At 39.4% G+C, this 18121-nt stretch carries 20 protein-coding genes, 1 tRNA gene and 1 pseudogene; 6 read left to right on the forward strand and 16 right to left on the reverse strand.

What is annotated here, in order from left to right; genetic code table 11:
* Window positions 1–84 precede the first annotated feature (84 nt).
* Window positions 85–160 (forward strand) — tRNA-Val (locus NLF92_RS11385).
* Window positions 161–556: 396 nt separating this feature from the next.
* Here NLF92_RS11385 and NLF92_RS11390 read toward each other — a convergent pair.
* The 5 genes from NLF92_RS11390 to NLF92_RS11410 all read right to left on the reverse strand — a co-directional run bounded on the left by NLF92_RS11390 (window position 557) and on the right by NLF92_RS11410 (window position 3662).
* A complete protein-coding gene (locus NLF92_RS11390) occupies window positions 557–694 on the reverse strand; it encodes a cupin domain-containing protein (protein ID WP_254102039.1) in 138 nt (45 codons plus the stop codon).
* A gap of 166 nt (window positions 695–860) precedes the next feature.
* Window positions 861–1649 carry a toll/interleukin-1 receptor domain-containing protein gene (locus NLF92_RS11395; RefSeq protein WP_254102041.1) on the reverse strand — a complete coding sequence of 263 codons (789 nt, stop codon included), beginning with the start codon at window positions 1647–1649 and terminating at the stop codon, window positions 861–863.
* 35 nt (window positions 1650–1684) lie between these two features.
* Window positions 1685–2368: a hypothetical protein gene (locus tag NLF92_RS11400; protein ID WP_254102043.1), complete on the reverse strand. Its 684-nt coding sequence runs from the start codon at window positions 2366–2368 to the stop codon at window positions 1685–1687.
* Window positions 2369–2385: 17 nt separating this feature from the next.
* Entirely contained in the window at window positions 2386–3021 is a 636-nt protein-coding gene (locus tag NLF92_RS11405; RefSeq protein ID WP_254102044.1) for a VRR-NUC domain-containing protein, read from the reverse strand.
* Window positions 3022–3443: 422 nt separating this feature from the next.
* Complete coding sequence (locus NLF92_RS11410) at window positions 3444–3662, reverse strand: helix-turn-helix domain-containing protein (RefSeq protein ID WP_254102046.1); 219 nt, start codon at window positions 3660–3662, stop codon at window positions 3444–3446.
* A gap of 125 nt (window positions 3663–3787) precedes the next feature.
* Between NLF92_RS11410 and NLF92_RS11415 the strand changes: the two genes are divergently transcribed.
* The 4 genes and pseudogenes from NLF92_RS11415 to NLF92_RS11430 form a co-directional block, all read left to right on the forward strand.
* A complete protein-coding gene (locus NLF92_RS11415; protein WP_254102048.1) occupies window positions 3788–4000 on the forward strand; it encodes a hypothetical protein in 213 nt (70 codons plus the stop codon).
* Between the two features lie 5 nt (window positions 4001–4005).
* Window positions 4006–5211 carry a site-specific integrase gene (locus NLF92_RS11420; protein WP_254102050.1) on the forward strand — a complete coding sequence of 402 codons (1206 nt, stop codon included), beginning with the start codon at window positions 4006–4008 and terminating at the stop codon, window positions 5209–5211.
* Window positions 5212–5213: 2 nt separating this feature from the next.
* On the forward strand, window positions 5214–5354 hold the full coding sequence (locus tag NLF92_RS11425) for a hypothetical protein (protein ID WP_254102052.1): 141 nt from the start codon (window positions 5214–5216) through the stop codon (window positions 5352–5354).
* 91 nt (window positions 5355–5445) lie between these two features.
* Window positions 5446–5703 (forward strand): annotated as a pseudogene (locus tag NLF92_RS11430) (integrase core domain-containing protein); the annotation flags it as partial.
* Between the two features lie 482 nt (window positions 5704–6185).
* Here the strand turns inward: NLF92_RS11430 and NLF92_RS14290 are convergent.
* The 11 genes from NLF92_RS14290 to NLF92_RS11485 form a co-directional block, all read right to left on the reverse strand.
* Window positions 6186–8261: a peptidase domain-containing ABC transporter gene (locus NLF92_RS14290; protein ID WP_254102053.1), complete on the reverse strand. Its 2076-nt coding sequence runs from the start codon at window positions 8259–8261 to the stop codon at window positions 6186–6188.
* A gap of 43 nt (window positions 8262–8304) precedes the next feature.
* Window positions 8305–8988 (reverse strand): CPBP family intramembrane glutamic endopeptidase, encoded by a 684-nt coding sequence (locus NLF92_RS11440; RefSeq protein WP_254102055.1) that lies wholly within the window; start codon window positions 8986–8988, stop codon window positions 8305–8307.
* Between the two features lie 66 nt (window positions 8989–9054).
* Complete coding sequence (locus tag NLF92_RS11445; protein ID WP_254102057.1) at window positions 9055–9228, reverse strand: hypothetical protein; 174 nt, start codon at window positions 9226–9228, stop codon at window positions 9055–9057.
* Window positions 9229–9320: 92 nt separating this feature from the next.
* The gene (locus NLF92_RS11450; RefSeq protein WP_254102059.1) at window positions 9321–11396 is read right to left on the reverse strand and encodes an alpha/beta hydrolase family protein; all 2076 of its coding nucleotides are present in this window, start codon (window positions 11394–11396) and stop codon (window positions 9321–9323) included.
* A gap of 113 nt (window positions 11397–11509) precedes the next feature.
* Window positions 11510–11683 (reverse strand): hypothetical protein, encoded by a 174-nt coding sequence (locus NLF92_RS11455; RefSeq protein ID WP_254102061.1) that lies wholly within the window; start codon window positions 11681–11683, stop codon window positions 11510–11512.
* 413 nt (window positions 11684–12096) lie between these two features.
* Window positions 12097–12396: a hypothetical protein gene (locus NLF92_RS11460; protein WP_254102063.1), complete on the reverse strand. Its 300-nt coding sequence runs from the start codon at window positions 12394–12396 to the stop codon at window positions 12097–12099.
* A 61-nt stretch (window positions 12397–12457) separates the two neighbouring features.
* Entirely contained in the window at window positions 12458–12631 is a 174-nt protein-coding gene (locus NLF92_RS11465) for a hypothetical protein (RefSeq protein WP_254102065.1), read from the reverse strand.
* 433 nt (window positions 12632–13064) lie between these two features.
* Window positions 13065–13313, reverse strand: coding sequence for a hypothetical protein (locus tag NLF92_RS11470; protein ID WP_254102067.1), 249 nt, complete (start codon window positions 13311–13313; stop codon window positions 13065–13067).
* Between the two features lie 173 nt (window positions 13314–13486).
* Entirely contained in the window at window positions 13487–13813 is a 327-nt protein-coding gene (locus NLF92_RS11475) for a hypothetical protein (protein WP_254102068.1), read from the reverse strand.
* A 67-nt stretch (window positions 13814–13880) separates the two neighbouring features.
* On the reverse strand, window positions 13881–14150 hold the full coding sequence (locus NLF92_RS11480; RefSeq protein ID WP_254102070.1) for a hypothetical protein: 270 nt from the start codon (window positions 14148–14150) through the stop codon (window positions 13881–13883).
* A gap of 40 nt (window positions 14151–14190) precedes the next feature.
* Window positions 14191–15447, reverse strand: coding sequence for an HlyD family secretion protein (locus NLF92_RS11485; RefSeq protein ID WP_254102072.1), 1257 nt, complete (start codon window positions 15445–15447; stop codon window positions 14191–14193).
* 395 nt (window positions 15448–15842) lie between these two features.
* Here NLF92_RS11485 and NLF92_RS11490 point away from each other — a divergent pair, with 395 nt between their 5' ends.
* Window positions 15843–17828, forward strand: a complete 1986-nt coding sequence (locus NLF92_RS11490) for a winged helix-turn-helix domain-containing protein (RefSeq protein WP_254102077.1) — start codon at window positions 15843–15845, stop codon at window positions 17826–17828.
* The last annotated feature ends 293 nt before the right edge of the window (window positions 17829–18121 follow it).

Genomic DNA, 18121 nt, shown 5'->3' on the forward strand with positions numbered 1-18121 from the left:
GAGCATCGCCCTTACAAGGCGAGGGTCACTGGTTCAAGCCCAGTAGCGTCCACCACTCTTTTTTGTTTAGATATTAGTAAGTTAGGACGCTTAGCTCAGTTGGGAGAGCATCGCCCTTACAAGGCGAGGGTCACTGGTTCAAGCCCAGTAGCGTCCACCATCCTTTCAAATCAATTACTTACGTTTTTACCCAGTTCGAAAATCGGCCGATTTTGCGAGTATCGCTTGCGTTATTTTTTTCAGGTGTGTCGAATGTGTGCCAAATATGTGCCGGATCTGCACCACTACCCTGCTACAGGTCAATGATTACAATGCCTTCAGCGATCTACTTCCGATCGTGAAATTTACATATGAATGATTGAAAGATAACTTCCTACGGTTTGCAGACACTGAGCAATTTTTGATTGCCGTTCAAGCTGCATGTATAACGCCCGCCTATTCAAATGGTTTGGAGCCCAGCGGAAAACCAGCCTTACTACATGGGCTTTTTATGCGTTGTTTAATATTATGCTGATCAATTCTGCACGTCCGTTTACTCTTGCTCGGTGCTTTTCACCTACTGGCACAATGAATGATTCGCATTTACCCAAGCAAAAGTTTCGTTTTCTACATCAATTTCCAACGTGGCTTTCAGTACCAAGAAAAATTCGTCACGGTCATCATGAACATGAGGTTTTGCCTCCACATTGTTCATGACCCGAGCGTTAACGCGGTTGGAATTTACTTACTCCAGGATTTCTGAGCGCCAACTATCTACTTTGCAAGATCGGACTTTTGAGGAATTGTTTGCATAACTCCGCCAGCTGCAGGCGCGCTGTAAACGCGTCCGGCGACCGCAGGGAGCGGACCGCCTGGCCTTGTTAAGTCCCCTTTTTACCATCTATCACTGGAATGGGCTCCCAGTACCCTTGCTTCTTTTCATGCATGACGCCTCTGAATTTGATCTCAACACCTTCATCAGCGGCCATCTCCACAATGAACGGGAAGCCAGGAACAGTGCCCTTATCCACGGCCATCAATTGAGCATTGATATTGACTCCATTATTCAACTTGATATTGTTATTGAAACCCGTATTGCACATAGAGCCAGACCTGTATTGGAACTGCACTTCATTCTCAGCGTTTTCCACCAAAAACAGGTAATGCGAGATAGCTTCCATATAGTGTTCTGCGTGGCACTCCACTATTCGCGTTCCACCTTCCATGTGTGTATATGCCCGAAGGTTAGAGAACTGCTGGGGTCCAGGTGCAAATGTATTATTTCCTGAAACCACGTCCACAATCTGTCGCAGCGCAACTTCCAGTCCTTGCCCAAACAAGTCAATGTAGATGCTTTGCATTAAGATGGGTGGCATCAGGCAGTCATCAAGCTTGACAGGTATTATCTTGGTTTGACCTTGAGTGGCTTTCATGAGTGCGTTCTGCCACTCGAGCTTTACCATATTGCTTTGAAGGCTATTTTTCGACACAAAGAAAAGAAACAGTTCGCAGCTTTCAAGGCCTTCATTCATTTTATCGATAATTCCGTCGCCGGGCTGCATCGACCATGAGTCATAGAATACCTTGTCTTGGCCAAAAGTATCCCTTAGCCTCAGAGCTACCTGTCCTACCACCGCTTTGTCTTTATGGTTGTGGGAAACAAAAATCAAAGTTTTACTCCAGTTATTTTAGGCCACATAACGTCCTAATCAGTTTCGCCGTTTTTTGGCGTCGGATGAATTTGATTGTTAGCTTTATCTACGCCATTCTTAGTTTGAATCCAGCCATCAATGTAATAAAACAATATGTTGACCGCACTAGTAAAGCAGTCCACCGCCTCTGTCCAAGACCATTCAGGATACTTAATATCTTCTTTTCCAATATGAAATGTCACCGTTCTTTCATTGTCATTAAAACTCTGAACAGCATTTGACAAATGAGAACCAGAAAAATGAACATAGCCACATAAATTTTTATACACGTCTTTTAACCATGGGTATTCGGGACTCAGAACATCGACTAAATATCCATCATTCATCTTTTTCCCGTTTCTGTCCTTCAAGTTTCTGATTTGTTTGCCACCAATTACATCAGAAGCAAAATCGTGAGGCTTTTCTACAAGCCAACTCGCAGAAAATCGCAAAAACGTATCAATTTGGATTCTAAGTAATGACCTAGCCGCTGCCATATTTTTCGCTTCAATTAATGTAATGAAGCCTTCCATGTTACCGCTAGTTCTTTTCATCGCAGCGATTGCAAGGAGGTCTAAAGGGAACATGTTGCCATTATCTGCTGAGAAAACAGCGTTCTCAAGATCGATAATTTGAAATTCAGTACTTCGGAGCTTGATAATAGCTTTTTCGAGATTTTTGGATTCTACTCGTTCCATGAATTTTCCCATTACACCTAACGCCCAGCTAAGCTGCCGGAACGGAGTTGATTGTTTTGTACGAGCGTAGCGAAAAAGCACAAAACGAGCAACGTAGTGGAGGTCGGCTTGAGCTGTTTGTTATGTGTTTTTACTTCAACAAAACGCACCTCTTTTCCGCGTACGAGTGTTAAGTCTGGCCACCCTGATCGATAGTTATATGAGTCTTCCGAGAATCGTTCTGCCAAAGAGATAAATACCTCTACATCTATTGCTTCAAATAAGGCAATACACACCTCCTCCGATAGCTCGGGGTATTCGCTGCTTATAAATGATTGAGACAATATCTCCCTAATATTTTTCTTGAAGCTTTTTGGTGATACGTCTTTAATGGTAGAAATGATCTCTCTTGAAATATCTTTGTGTGTAGTAAACTGAGCCTCAAGATATCTACAACACGCATCGCTACGGTCTTGAAATGTATTAACTTCTGCCAATTTATCAAGCATCAAAGCCTTCAATACAGTCTGTACCGTAATCCCTTCGTTTGAGCTTCCAACAAACCCTTGCTTCTTAAAATATTCTAATGTCGCATCTTCAGGCCTAGCCGAATAATCAAGTTCGATCTCTTTTAAATCAACGCCGATTTTTTCACACTGGCTTTCTAAATTCATTGCATATCTCTGAATCTGCCGAACACATAACAGTATTTACTTAGACATCATCGTAAAATCAGCCTTATTTAGAAGGTAGATATTCAAAAACTATCATCCATATAAATAGCTTAGATTAAGTTTGAAGCCTTTTAAAAGGCAAGTTCTCCGTTATTAATGAGAATTCTAAGTAATGACAGCCATTTGATTTGTACAAAATCGACCGAATCTGATTGTCCGATCTTTGTCTAAAGTGCCTATCTAATATAACTTGTTGAGCATCAGGTTTGCACGATTAGCAGGTCTTGGCACTTCAGTAACTCAACAGGCCAGCTTAAATACATCTGAGTATTTTGATAGGGTAATTTCACATGAGCAACAAAGGAATTATTTTAAATCGGAGTTAAACCCAGAACAAAAGATACGCCCTGTGAGAAGGAAGACTACTTGACTCTTTCGACTAAGTCTTCAACATTACAATCAAAATAATTACATAGCTTATCAATGTTATCTGTGACCGTGCTGTAGCCTTTGTGATTTACGATTTTCGATAATGTCATTCGGTTTATTCCAGTTTCTGCTGCGATCTCCTTCAAAGTAATCTGCCTATCTTCAGCAAACTCCTTCTTCGCAATTAATTCTTTTAATTTAAACCTTAGCATTTTCAATCACTTGTAATTTATTTTTGGATAGCGACTTGCAAACATTACATTGTGATAATATATTTAATCACATGATAATATTTTTTATCATTTAAATCGAATTATTATCACTGGAGATAACTTACATGAGTAATACATATCTAACTACTGAGCAACTTGCTCAGCGCATACATTACCACCCACGCACCATCCGTGTCGACCTTTTAGATAAATATCTTATTGAAGGGGAGCACTACATTCGTGCGTTTGGAACGCGTAAATACTTGTTTATTTGGGAAGCTGTTGAAAAAACAATGTGTGGCAGAACTGACGTTGCTCTTCAAATGCCTCAGGAGTAATTGATATGTTAGCTAAACTTACATCAAGAAAGTCCAATAACATTCTATTTATAGAATTTACTATTCGCAGTGTTCGGTTCAGAGAGTCTTTAGGTATCAAAGATTCTCGCAATAATCGCGCGTTAGTTAAGCAAAAGCTTGATGAGGTAAATGCAGATATCATTCAAGGCAAGTTTGATCTCCGAGCACACTTCCCTAACTCCAAAAACATTGAAAAGTTCGATCAACTCAACATGCCAACCACTTTTGCCACCACGCCAGAGTTTGAGGCTGAAACGTTAACTGAATATCCAAGCTTCCGCGACTTCACAAAAACGTGGATGGAGGAAAATGCCATTACCTGGAGAACCTCCCACCGAAAGAACGTCGCCAGTATCGTTCGTGGTCATCTTGTACCTGAGTTTAATCGAATTAACATTCATCAAATCAAACGTGAACATCTTCTAGCCTTTCGTGCAAACCTTGGTGCTATCACGGATAAAAATGGCCAGAGAAAGCTAAGTAATGCGCGAATCAACAAAATCATGTCGATACTACGCGCCATTATAAATGAGGCATCAATTCGGTTTGAATTCCCTACCCCATTTTTGAACATCAAGCAGCTAAAAAATAACAAGTCAGACATTCATCCTTTCAGCTTAGATGAAGTGTTTCTTATTTTGAGGTCAGTCCGCCCTGACTATCACAGCTACTACATCACGCGCTTTTTTACAGGTATGCGAACAGGTGAAATCGATGGCTTAAAATGGAAATATGTGGACTTTGAGCGCAAGCTTATTTTAGTACGCGAAACCATTGTAGATGGGAATCAGGAAGAAGACGCGAAAACATCCTCTTCCATTCGCGACATTCAAATGAATCAGATGGTATTTGAAGCGTTACTCAAACAATATCGTGCAACCGGTCAAAAGTCCGATTATGTTTTCTGTAATCTCAAAGGAGACGCCCTCGCCCATCGCAATGTAACCAAGCGTATTTGGCACCCTTTACTAAAACGCTTGGGACTTTCACCTCGCAAGCCCTATCAATCTCGTCATACTGCTGCCACCTTATGGTTGGCAGCTGGTGAAGCCCCTGAATGGATTGCCAAGCAATTAGGTCATGCAAATACTCAAATGCTTTTTACTGTCTATTCGCGTTACGTGCCTAATTTAACTCGCCAAGATGGCACTGCCCTAGAAACCCTTATCGCGAATCACAAAGAAGGTTAAACATGATGAAACTTCGTAACCTAAATACTCAATCAGCACCTATCAACACACAGCCAATGTTAAATGAAGTCTCAGGCATGACTCGCTTTCGTGATAACTATAGCCTTTGTGGTTTTATTACGAATGTATATGAAAATGGCTAGCCTTAACTTAAAATTGGTGCCTGTGATTTTAATCATCATTTATTCATCCACACACGAGATATGGATTAGTCATTCATTGATATTACAACATACCAAAGCCATGTCACCGCAAACGAATGGGATCTGCGAACGCTTTCACAAGACCATCTTAAATGAGTTCTATCAAGTAACATTCCGTAAGAAACTATACGACTCGCTGGATAATTTACAAAAAGGTCTGGACGACTGGATGGTTTATTACAATAATGAACGAACGCATCAAGGAAAAATTTGCTGTGGCCGAACACCATTGGACACCTTGGTGGATGGAAAATCAGTTTGGACTGAAAAGCAGTTAGTTGAAATCTGACCTAACAGACACCTTTTGAAAATAGGTAACTGTCATATCAAGTCTGAGTTAGTACAACTTATAGCGCAGAATTATTCTCTGCGGTTTTATTGTTAATATGAACTTGAATATCGGCAAGTTTCTTAACTTACATTTGATAAATAGGCCAACATAGTATGCTAGGCCTGCAATCGCAGCTACAGGTACAACCGCCATCGCTGCTCCAGCCATTCCAAGAGTTGTTGTAGCATCCATAAAATCGTCCGGTGTTGGCGTACCAGGGTTATTCCTCAGATTTCTTCGACTTTCACCAGCCAATGTTCCGACATTAACCATGTGGTTACTTGTTCTAAAGTAAATTCTTTCATTTCATATTCCTTTTTAAAGTTAATTTTAATAGTCACGCCCAAAGGGTACTTAATGCTGTGTATGCAAAATTACTCACACAGCACTATTCACAGTTATTCAGATTGCTCTGCCTGCAACGATAACGGTGTAGCAGGTTATGATTGTAAATTCTTATATTGTCGCGTCACATCAACCAATTTGCTTTCACGCAATTCATAAATGATATCAGCACTACGGATTGTCTCAGGCCTATGAGCTATAGTTATTCTTGTCATCAGAAGCTGCTGAATGGCTTGACTGACATATTGTTCTAACTCGACATCTAAATGACTCGTGGCTTCATCCAAAAACAGAATCTTGGGCTGTCTATACAGTGCTCTAGCCAAAAGTAACCTTTGCGACTGCCCACCCGATAAGGCATTACCCATATCTCCCACTAATGAGTTGTAGCCCATGTTCATTTGGCTAATGTCATCATGAATACCTGCTAAAACGGCGGCTTCCGCGACCATTTTCATATTCATATTGGGGTCAAAAAAACTAATATTTTCAGCCAACGTACCCGACATTAACTGGTCGTCTTGCATCACTGAGGCTACTTGCTGTCGATAGTGACGCAATCCAAGGTGATTGATATTTATCCCATCCGCTTCAATCTTGCCAGAATGAGGAGAAATTAATCCAAGCATCAGTTTCATTAACGTAGATTTACCGGTGCCCGATGCGCCAATTATGGCAACATTATCACCCTGCTTGATTGACAAGCTTAGCTCATCAAACAGCAAGGGCTCATTGTCCGCGTAGCGAAAATTAACATTGTATAAAGATAATTCACCGCTGATGGATCTAAAAGGTTGTTCCGTTCCTTCGTTCTCTTTATCAGTTAACGCAATATCCGCTAATCTATCCAAATGCAATGACGTCATCTTAATGTCGATAAGGTTGCTGATGAACCCCGACATGCGATTAGTGAACTGATTCTTGTAAGCCATAAACGCAAAAAGCATCCCTACCGAAATACCACCTTCCATTACTGCAATAGCAGCAAGATAAACGACCAAGATGTTTTCTACCCCAAACAGCACCCCATTGATAGTTTGGTATGAGATGTGCCATTTACCCAATATATATCCTTGATTCACCGCCTCGGTGTATTTGTTTTGCCACATATTTAGGCGCTGGGTTTGTTGACCAAATAATTTGATACTTTGCATTCCGCGCACGGTTTCCATGAAGTTGGATTGTTCAGCTGCACCTGCCACGATACTTGATTCAGTCAATTGATGCACAGGACGGTATAAAGCAAAACGCATAAGGGCATACAACACCACCACGCCCAATACGACCAGAGCAAGTCGGACATCGTACAAAAACATCATGACCAACACGACTATCGACATTAATCCATCTATCACGCCTTCAATAAGTTTGTTGGTAAACAAGTCGCGGATACTATTTAAGGAGCCAAAACGCGATACCACGTCTCCCATATGGCGCTTATCAAAGTATTCCATCGGCAAATGCACGAGGTGGCGCATCAGGTTGGTAGCCATTTGTACGCTCATCGTGGAAGATAAATGCAACACCACCCAGCTACGAAATGTATCGGTGATGACCGAGATTAGCATAACCAGACCAAATCCCAATGCCAATACGACCAACAGAGGTTTGTCAAAACTCACCAGCACATTATCCACTACCAACTGTGTGTAGTAAGGTGCTGCTAACATCAAAAATTGTAATATCATAGACAAAACAAAAAGCTTTACCAACGATGACGTTAATCCATCAATACGAGTCCAAAATGACGTGATGCTGAGTTTGGCTCGTTCGTCTTTTTTCTTGAATTCTGACGTTGGGGTTAACTCCAACGCGATCCCCGAAAAAGAAGTATCTACCTCTTTCATCGGTATGGCGCGTTCACCCATCGCGGGGTCTAGGATTGTGATGGTCTTGCGCGAGACTCTCTTAAGCACCACAAAATGATTTATGTCCCAATGCAAGATACAGGGCGTCTTTAGGTTCTTAAGCTCATCCAATTCTAAACGCAGTGCACGACCCACCATGTTTAACTGCGCAGCTAACTGCATTAACTGTTGCAGGTTCGCCCCTTTAAACGAGATGTTATAACGACTGCGCAATGTCGATAAATCAATCTTATGACCATAGTGATTTGCCACCATGGCGATGGAGGCTAGGCCGCATTCAGCGGCTTCTGATTGATAGATCACTTTACTTTACCTATTGATTTACCTAATTTCTGCCCTTGATAAATTAATAAACCCATGAAAAAACGGCCAAAAAATTTAAAAACGAGTGAGCCAAAATGCAATATAAAATATTACCTTTCTTCATCCTTATATAACCAAGACCGAAACCCATTATAAAAAGATAAATATAACTAAAAATATTTTGGTACTGCATGTGAGAAAACATGAATAGAGTTGAAGTGGTTATAATGATATAATTTTTATCAATATCCAACATCATGAGTTTACTTATTAGCCACCCTCTAAAAAAAATTTCCTCTATTATTGGCGCAGCTAAACATATCGAAAAAACAAGTAACACTTTAACATACACACTACCTATATTTAATGCATTAATTATTTCAGATGAATGTTTTTCACCTGAGATATTCAGAAAATCCGTAAGGCAATAAAAGATCAAAAAGTAAAAAAATACAACCACAATAATCTTCCCAAAAAAACCAAAATCAATTTCAAACCTAAAAAATCCATTCGGGAAATTAAATTCACCCCATTTACTTATAAACAGAACAATGGGTAACATAATTATAATAGCAATATAATATTCTATATCTTTGTATACATCCCCAGTAATAAAAGGCGATATTAAAAATTTTGAAAAAACAACTGATATAAGTTGCAACAAAAGGAATAGAGCTGTCATTTTTAATTTTAAAACAACCGCTTTTTTAACTTTCTTGTTTATCATAACGATCTTCCAAGAGCATATAGCATTTGTTAAATAAGAGGAGGCAAAGCCCCCTCTTAGGAGGTATTAGGGTGCTAAATTTGTATCCTCGTCACCCATAGAGCTCCCCCAGTCAACTTCACTTAAAGATTCCGCTGCAGAATCTAATGCTGTATTCACAGCCCAACCGATAACAGCACCAACAATATAGGGGTTACCTCCATTTACTTCTTTAACTTCCTCAAGATTTAGTTCTTTCATAATATTTTCCTTTTTAAGGTTAATTTAATAAATACGCCCAAAGGGCAGTTAACGCTGTGTTTATATGAATACAAACACAGCACTATTCACAATCATTCAGCATTAGCTGTCTGCAACGGTAACGGTGTTACAGATTTTGATTGTAAATTCGTATGCACTTGCACATCGGGTTGAAGATGCTCCGCCAAAAACGCTTCCATTTGACGATAAAAATCAAAGCGGTTCTTAGTTTGCATGTAGCCATGCCCCTCTTCACGAATCATAGAAATATAAGGTTTGCCGATGCGTTTGAGGTTTTTGGATAGTGATTCGTATTGCTCCATCGGCACACGCACATCTTCACTACCATGGGCGATAAATAAATCCGCTTTTATCTTCTCCACGTTGTACGCGGGTGAAAACTGTTTAAGTATTTCCTCATCGGTGCCGACAGCTGCATCAAGATATTTGCGACCAGATTCACGTTCGGGGATGTCGCCTGATTTTTTCATCTCCACCAAGTCATACACACCAACATAACCAATTCCGCATTGATATAAGTCTGGCTCTCTCACAAGACTTTGCAATGTGCCGTATCCACCGTATGACCCTCCATAGATACACATGCGGTCTTTATCGGCAAAACCTTGCTCGACCATCCATAGCGTGGCATCCGTCTTATCATCAATCATTTTGCTACCCCAGTGACCATAGCCACTGCGCAAGAACTCATCGCCATAGCCACCTGACCCTCTGAAATTGACCATGACCACGGCATAGCCGCGATTAGCTAGAAACTGCGCCTCTCTATTAAAGCCCCAATAATCACGCACACCATGGGGGCCACCATGCACAATCTGCACCATGGGATAAGGAGCTTCACCGGTTTTTGGTAGCATGTAATAACCATTGAGCTCTACGCCATCTCGTGCGTTAAACTTAAACGGGATCAAATCAGCCATATCTTGTTCGTCTAGACCTGGCTGGACATTAGCTAAAAAGCGAATATTGGGATCACTGCCGTCTAAACCACGATTCATTAAGTAATAACCCCCTGCATTGACATCAGAATGCAGTCTAAATAGCACGAGGTTATTATCTTGCGAGAAGGAGTAAGTATTGATATTTGTCTCAGTCGGTCCTTTACCGAAGGTAGACATGATAGTCGCCACGACATGCTTATATTCGCTGTTAGGACTCAACTCTATATACTGAGCGTAATCGGGCATATATCCTGCCACATCAATTGAGCCATTGAACATTGGTCCAGTACCATACAAATTTAGCTTATCTTCACGGAAAATTAACGAACTTTTTTGAGTAGCAAGCTCAATCGCGTAAATACTATCTCCGCCAAACTCTACATTAGTTGTAATATACGCAATAGTGCTGTCATTATTGAAACCGAGTAAGCGAATACTTGCGCCTTTTTGATAAATGTCTAAATCTACCTTCTTCCAATCGCTAGTGGGTGTTGCCTTTAAAAAAAGTTTGACCATGCCTTTACCAAGCTCATCATCATCTTTTTCTATATAAGCGGTAGCTAAACGGGGATTACCAAAGGTATCAGCAATAATAGATTGAGCACCGCGCGGCTCACCAGCTATGTAGTCTTCTTTGCCATTTTCGATGTTAATGGTGAACAGCTTAGTTTGCCCATCATCTAGGTAGTCAAAGGCGTGAGTTTTGGTCACTAATATTTTATTGGGTTCATCAGGCAGCATGCTAATCACCCTATAAAAACTGCGTTTCGGTACCGTTAGTTGTCGTCCATTTGTTCCGTCTACATCATACGCCACTAGTACTTCAGCCGAGCTTTGATTATCGAGATAACCTACAAACTTTTGATACCCGACAATAAAGCGATCACTACGAGGCCACATTACACGAGTAATACGTCTGTACTCACCAAAGTTAATTGACCCCTTCACTGTGGTTAGCTCCACATCCATAATCGCAAGCGTATCGGATGTGCCTTCGCGGTATTTAGCTGCAATCAATTTACCGTCAGGCGAAAGGGACATAGAGCTGAATTGCGGATCGTCAAATAACGCTTCTATGGGAATAAGATTAGACGTTTTTACCTCTACCGATTTTGCTGAAAAGGGTAACGACCACATGAATGTGATAAAGAGTACATGAGTAAATACACTCATTGATTTTAAATATTTTTGAGAAATTAAGAGCATGGCAACTCCTTGTTAATTAACTTGAACAAAACTATCATTTGAATAATAAAGGTAAAAAAAGCATTACCACAGACAGGTTTGTCATATGGTAATGCTATATGACCACTTAATATTTAGTTGTTATTTTGATGGTGTCTTTCATTTGCAATTCGTTGTTGCTCATCATAATAAGCATCAGATTGTGACTGAAAAAAATCCGACAAATCGTCATTAACTGGAGTATCAGTTGGACAGTTGCCAAAGCCACCAGATACGTTGTTAAGTTGCATTTCATTTAGTTCTTTCATATTATCTCTCCTTGAGACGTTCATAGTTTGATTTTAAGGTTTAAACACGCCCTTTCAGGCTAATAATCGGCTCAAATAACCAGCTCAGAAGACTGCATTCTTCAAGCACGATGTCGGCGCTTATCGTCATACCCGGTTGTAACGGAACCGATTGACCATAGGCGCTGATTTTTTTAAATCCATGGATTGGAATAAAGTGCTAATACACTTCCAATCATTCCAAAAATAAATGGCTGATATAACCATATTGATTCTTTTGTGGTTATCGTTCCTGTCTGTTTACTGGCTAAAAAAGACCAAATCGCCTTTAAAGATTTTCCTTTAAACTCAAAACTATAAATTGCATAAAACGCGGACATCTTTTGTTATACGCCATATTCATATCTTCAGTAATACTTCTTATTTGGATCCAGTTATTCGACTTCAACTAAATTTTTAAATGGCGATAATAACTGTGAAGTCAATAAAATCAAAAAAACCGGAATAAAAGATTCCAGGTAATTATTTATCTCAATAAAGCCTAGAAGATATTTAGTGAGAGCATAGACAGGTCCGCCAACTATAATTGCAAAAAATAAGCTAGATGAAATACTAGTCGTTAAACTTGCTTTACAATGAGGGCACTCAATTTTTCCTTTAAAAATTAACTGTCTCTTAATATTCTTGAAAATTTCACCATTGCAAGATGGACAATATGTTCTATTTACATCCATAAAAACTCCTAATCCCAATAAAGGCCAGCTATTTACTAGCCGGACTGGATATTTATTGTTACTAGTTTTCACCGAATAATGCTTCACCTGCTGCTATTCCAGCCGCTGCATCTGTAACTTTTTCCACCACCTTATAAGTCCTGTAGGCATGGACTGCTCCTTTTACAACCCAGTATGCTGCAACAAATGCCCCACCGTTCACTTCTTGAATTTCATTTGCATTCAGTTCTTTCATATTATCTCTCCTTGAGACGTTAATAGTTTGATTTTAAGGTTTAAACACGCCCTTTCAGGCTAATAATCGGTTCAAATAACCAGCTCAGAAGACTGCTTTCTTCAAGCACGATATCGGCGCTTATGGTCATGCCCGGTTGTAACGGAGCCGATTGACCATAGGCGCTGATTTTTAATATTCTTATTCAGTGCCTACGCACCTTTCTTTTAGAATCTTGTTTCAAATCATTTTTTTTTACTAAAACTTCAGGGAGTGAAATTACAATTGCAACTACAATTTGCAATAAAATCAACAAAAAGAAATGAAAATCTTCTTTAAAAGCTAACAAGATTGCATAAACCAATTGAAACAATAAATTAATATTAAATAAGTTGTTTTTTAATATCTTGGCCATTTTAGAATATACGCCCCCTTTCAGGTGACACCTATAGGATTATTTTCTAGTGGATGGGTGATTTTCAATTCTCATTTGATCTCTACCCATTCGAGAAAGACCATATCCAATTGCAACTAGAGCTCCTACAGTGAGACTAACTGGATTTGCCATTGCTGCACCAAATGCAAGTTTTCCAATTACTCCTGTTACTGCACCAGCTGAGACGCCCATTCCTGCTCCAACCATAACTTCGGTAGTACTACCACCGTTAACTTTTTCTAGTTGATTAACTTCTAGTTCTTTCATATTATCTCTCCTTGAGACGTTTATAGTTTGATTTTAAGGTTTAAACACGCCCTTTCAGGCTAATAATCGGCTCAAATAACCAGCTCAGAAGACTGCATTCTTCAAGCACGATGTCGGCGCTTATCGTCATACCCGGTTGTAACGGAACCGATTGACCATAGGCGCTGATTTTTTTAAATCCATGGATTGGAATAAAGTGCTAATACACTTCCAATCATTCCAAAAATAAATGGCTGATATAACCATATTGATTCTTTTGTGGTTATCGTTCCTGTCTGTTTACTGGCTAAAAAAGACCAAATCGCCTTTAAAGATTTTCCTTTAAACTCAAAACTATAAATTGCATAAAACGCGGACAAAAATGAACAAAGCACACCACTTCGAATCAATAAAAATTCACTTAATTGTTCATTAACAATAAAACCAATAGTTATTAACAACACAGCTAGAATGAAAAGAAGATTGCTAGCTTTTTCAATTTTTATATTTAAATTACCCATCATTAAATCCTTTAAAATGAAAATATAGGAGCCTAAATAATGAGCGCTCCTAAAAACAGCATAACTTTTATTCTTGAGTGAGGCCTGCCGCTGCACCACCAGCAAAAGCAACTTTTGTTGTTGCATATGCACGAGCGACTGATACAGCTCCACCAGATACAAATCCGCCTACAGCACCACCTGCCACGGCAACTGCAAAACCACCAACATTTCCGCTTCCTGAAGTAGCAGCCGACGCCAAATAAGTGATCCCACCCGATACTGCACCGACAATAGCTCCTGGAATACCAACACCACCATCGATGTTGTCAATTTGTTGCGAAGTTAGTTCTTTCATATTATCTCACCTTGAGACGTTCATAGTTTGATTTTAAGGTTTAAACACGCCCTTTCAGGCTAATAATCGGCTCAAATAACCAGCTTAGAAGACTGCGTTCTTCAAGCACGATATCGGCGCTTATCGTCATGCCCGGTTGTAACGGAACCGATTGACCATAGGCGCTGATGCTTTGATTCGATATATCCACTTCTACTCGATAAACCGGCTCATCAATTGCGATTGGCATACTGACTTCACCAGGTAAAATTAAATATTGACTTGTCTGTTCTACTTCGCCTTCATACACTCCAAAACGTTGATAGGGAAACGCATCAATACGTATTCGTGTTGATTGCCCAATTTCAATAAAACCATAGGCTCTCGAAGGTACTAATAAGATGACTTTCATCTCACTGCGTTTCGGTAAAACACTAACAAGTGATTGACCAGCAGACACTGAAGAGCCAGTTGGAATAACTTTATTAGTAACATATCCAGAAGTTGACGCAGTTATGAGAATTGACTCATTCGCTACTATTTGGGTAATTTGCTGTTCGAGCAATGTGTTTTCTGCTTGAAGTCTTGTAATCGCTTGTCTATGTTCACTTGGCAAAGTTTGTTTTTGAAGTTCAAGCCTACTGAGTTGTTCCAAAAGCTCTTGATGAACAATATTATGACTAGCAATATCTTGCTCAATCATAAGGAGTTTATGTTGCTCATTATCTAAGGATAGCTTTGACACAGCACCGGTGTTGATAAGCTTCTCTAACCGAGATACATTGTCCTTGATAAGTGTTTTGCGAGATTGAAGCAGTTTTTCCTGCAACATTGATTTTGCTATAGCTGATTGGGTGCGGTTTTCTGAAACCTTAAGCGATGAATGACGCTCAGTAAACAATTGTTCTGCATCATTGATTCGTGAAGACACAAACTGTTTTTGTTGTTCTAGCTGTGCGATTAATTTAGCACTGACATCACCACCATTTTTAAGCGTACTGTGTGTTTTAATAAGGGCGATGGGCTCCCCAGCAACTACAGCTTGCCCTTCATCAACAAACCAATTTGCAAGCTCTCCTGAACGATTGGATTGTACTTTAACAACCCCAGCTTTAGGTTCAATATATCCTTGTACTGTTTCTTTCCGATGAAACTGGGCGTGGGTAAGAAAAACCACTCCAAGCAATATAATCGCAAACAGTACAATGAACAACACATTCGCAGTCAAGGGACGTGCGATAAGCACTACACCGTCTAACTTTGCCGCTTGCTTAGCCAACGCATTTCTTCTAAACAACTCTTGATTCTGGTTCATCATCGATTATCGTTCTATATCTAATTAAATATTTGATTAATCAGGATTGATAAAACATCGAGGCAAAGGTCGACAAAAAATGCCTTCATGTATAGTTTGCTGTTCCTCGCTAACATGTGCATGATTATTAGGCGTAGATAAGGACTGCATACTTAACATTGTTGAACTAATCGTTATGACTATCAATACAGCAAATGAGACTATATTCATGTGTTTAACTCTCTTCTTTATTTTTGAACGTTTCAGAGTTTCAATTAAAGTCCCTATAAAGAATTGATATCACATCGATATTTTAATAATATTTGTTTGAGTTACTTTTGAGCAAGGATTGAGCACCTACATACATAGAAAATAACTATTACATATCAAATAGTTAATAAAAAATGAGTAAAAAACCAATGACACAATTACAAAGCGGTTTGCTGTTAGATGAAGCCTTAAATACGGTCGCTTTTAAAAATAAAAATGCTCAACTGGAGCAAAAACAGTTTGAATTACTACTTTATTTGCTCAACTCATCAAATCAACTCGTCAATAAAGAAGATATTCATCGCCACGTCTGGCAACAAACAATCGTTTCTGATTCTGCATTAAGTCGCAATGTTGGGGCATTGCGCCGCGCTTTTGAAGCGCTTGAGATCACTCACATTTCATTAACCGTAAAACCGAAAAAAGGCTATATCTTAAATGTCACGCCTTTAGAAGATGATGGATATATCGAAGATGAACCACAGGACGCCTCATCTCCCCCCTCAATAGAATTATCTCAACTATTCAACACTAAGCAAACAATAGTTGTTATCGCGTTTTTAGTCATCGTCATAGGACTGTTAAGTATTCTGTATGATCATGACGATGGTCAAATAACTGCCCTGCCCATAATTTCAGAGGCTATCACCAATCAAAGCGTGTCCAATTCTACCGTCGCTATCGACAGTAAAGGGGAATTTGTTTCCTTCATTCAGTATGAAGATGGGGTTTCTTACAGTAACAATAGTGATGGTTACAGTACAATTATCAGAGAAGGCAAAACAGTCGAGCGCTACCGCATCAAAGGTTGGGTCAAAGACTTTGTGTTTACTGAAAACTATTTATCAGCGCATAAGCTGTTAGATAATAAATGTTTGATTTACGTACAGCACCTCACAGACGTGAATGACTCCACAACAATACCTTGCGAAGATCATGTTGGCGGTTCCGCCATGGCATATTTATCAGATAAAAAACTTATTTTCAGTGATGGTGATGGCTCGGCTAATTATCTATACACCGTTGACTTAGTTAATCATTCTATGCGCAAATCGTTTACAACTCCGAATAATGTCAGAGACATCTACAGTATACGGGTTTCACCACAGCTTGATAAATTAGCCTTCCTCGCCTTGACCTACCAAGGAGGCATCAGCCTTTTTGTCGGAGAAAATAATAGCATTACAGAGTTCAGCGAAATTCGTTTAGAAACAGTTCCGATAACCATTCAGTGGTTAAACAATCACACTATTGCTTATATCGATAAAAAAAACGCTCTTTTGGTTGCTCACACTGCTCAAAGCCTAGAGGTCAACTATTACTCTCTTGGGGATAAAAATTTAACTGGTTACTTTTCAACTAATAAAGGGGATATTCTAGTCTCGTACATCACCGGACAGCAGTACAATTACTCAATAATCAATCAAAATAACGTACGCTTACCTGAGTTATCATTTTCAACCCAGCTAAGCCTTGTCTCGATTAAAGATGAAGTCATATATTTTGTTGAAGAAAATGCTGGTGTGAGCAATGTGTTGGCAAGAGACGATCTTGGTCAGTTACAATTATCATTTTATGAACACAAAAATAGCATTCTTGATTATAAAATAAGTGGAAGTGCTATTATTGTTGCTACCGAACACTCTGTTGACGTGTGGGAAGATAATGTGCTTATAAAATCCTATGATAATGCTGTAGACCACATTATTGGTGGTACTGATATTACGCAATTATTTGCCTTTAAAGAGGGGAACCTGTTAGGTTTGAATGAATCCGGCATCGATATTTATGTAAACAACGTCGCTAGCGCTTACGCAGCAAAAAGTAACATCTGGCTGACATTTACAGATAAGCCCGGCATTTATGTAAGAAATAATAAAGTAAAAACGCTATATAGTAACGGGGCATGCGGGGGCATGTTTGCTCACATCAAATATGTCGATGAAAAAGGACTTTACTGTCTGCTTAAGGATGGCCCAGAAGCTTTGTTCTACGTTGATTTTTTAACTAACACAGAATCTCTCATCGAAACGGATGGACCTGTGATTGCTGTACATAACAATCACATTCTGACTAAGACAATGGACACTCAGATTATTCATTTGGGCATGTTATCGATGCCTAAGTTACAATAAGTACAAGTCGAAATAAGCTCAGTAAATTAGGTAGGCGTTCTTCTCATTAAATGCGATCCGTAAGTTTAAAGATATTTTGACTTTCTGTTGCGTGACGGAAATAAAAAATCATAAGAGTTCAAATTGATTCACTCAAGCAAGCGTTATTTGAAGGAGGACGCATTGGCTTGTCAGATAGGAACGCGAGAGATGTGTACTAACTCAGACTTGATCTGACAGTTACCCATTTTCAAAAGGTGTATGTTAGGTCGGATTTGAGCTAATTTCATATATCTTAAATCTAATTTTTCGTC

It is taken from the genome of Opacimonas viscosa, assembly GCF_024199005.1.
GTDB lineage: Bacteria > Pseudomonadota > Gammaproteobacteria > Enterobacterales > Alteromonadaceae > Opacimonas > Opacimonas viscosa.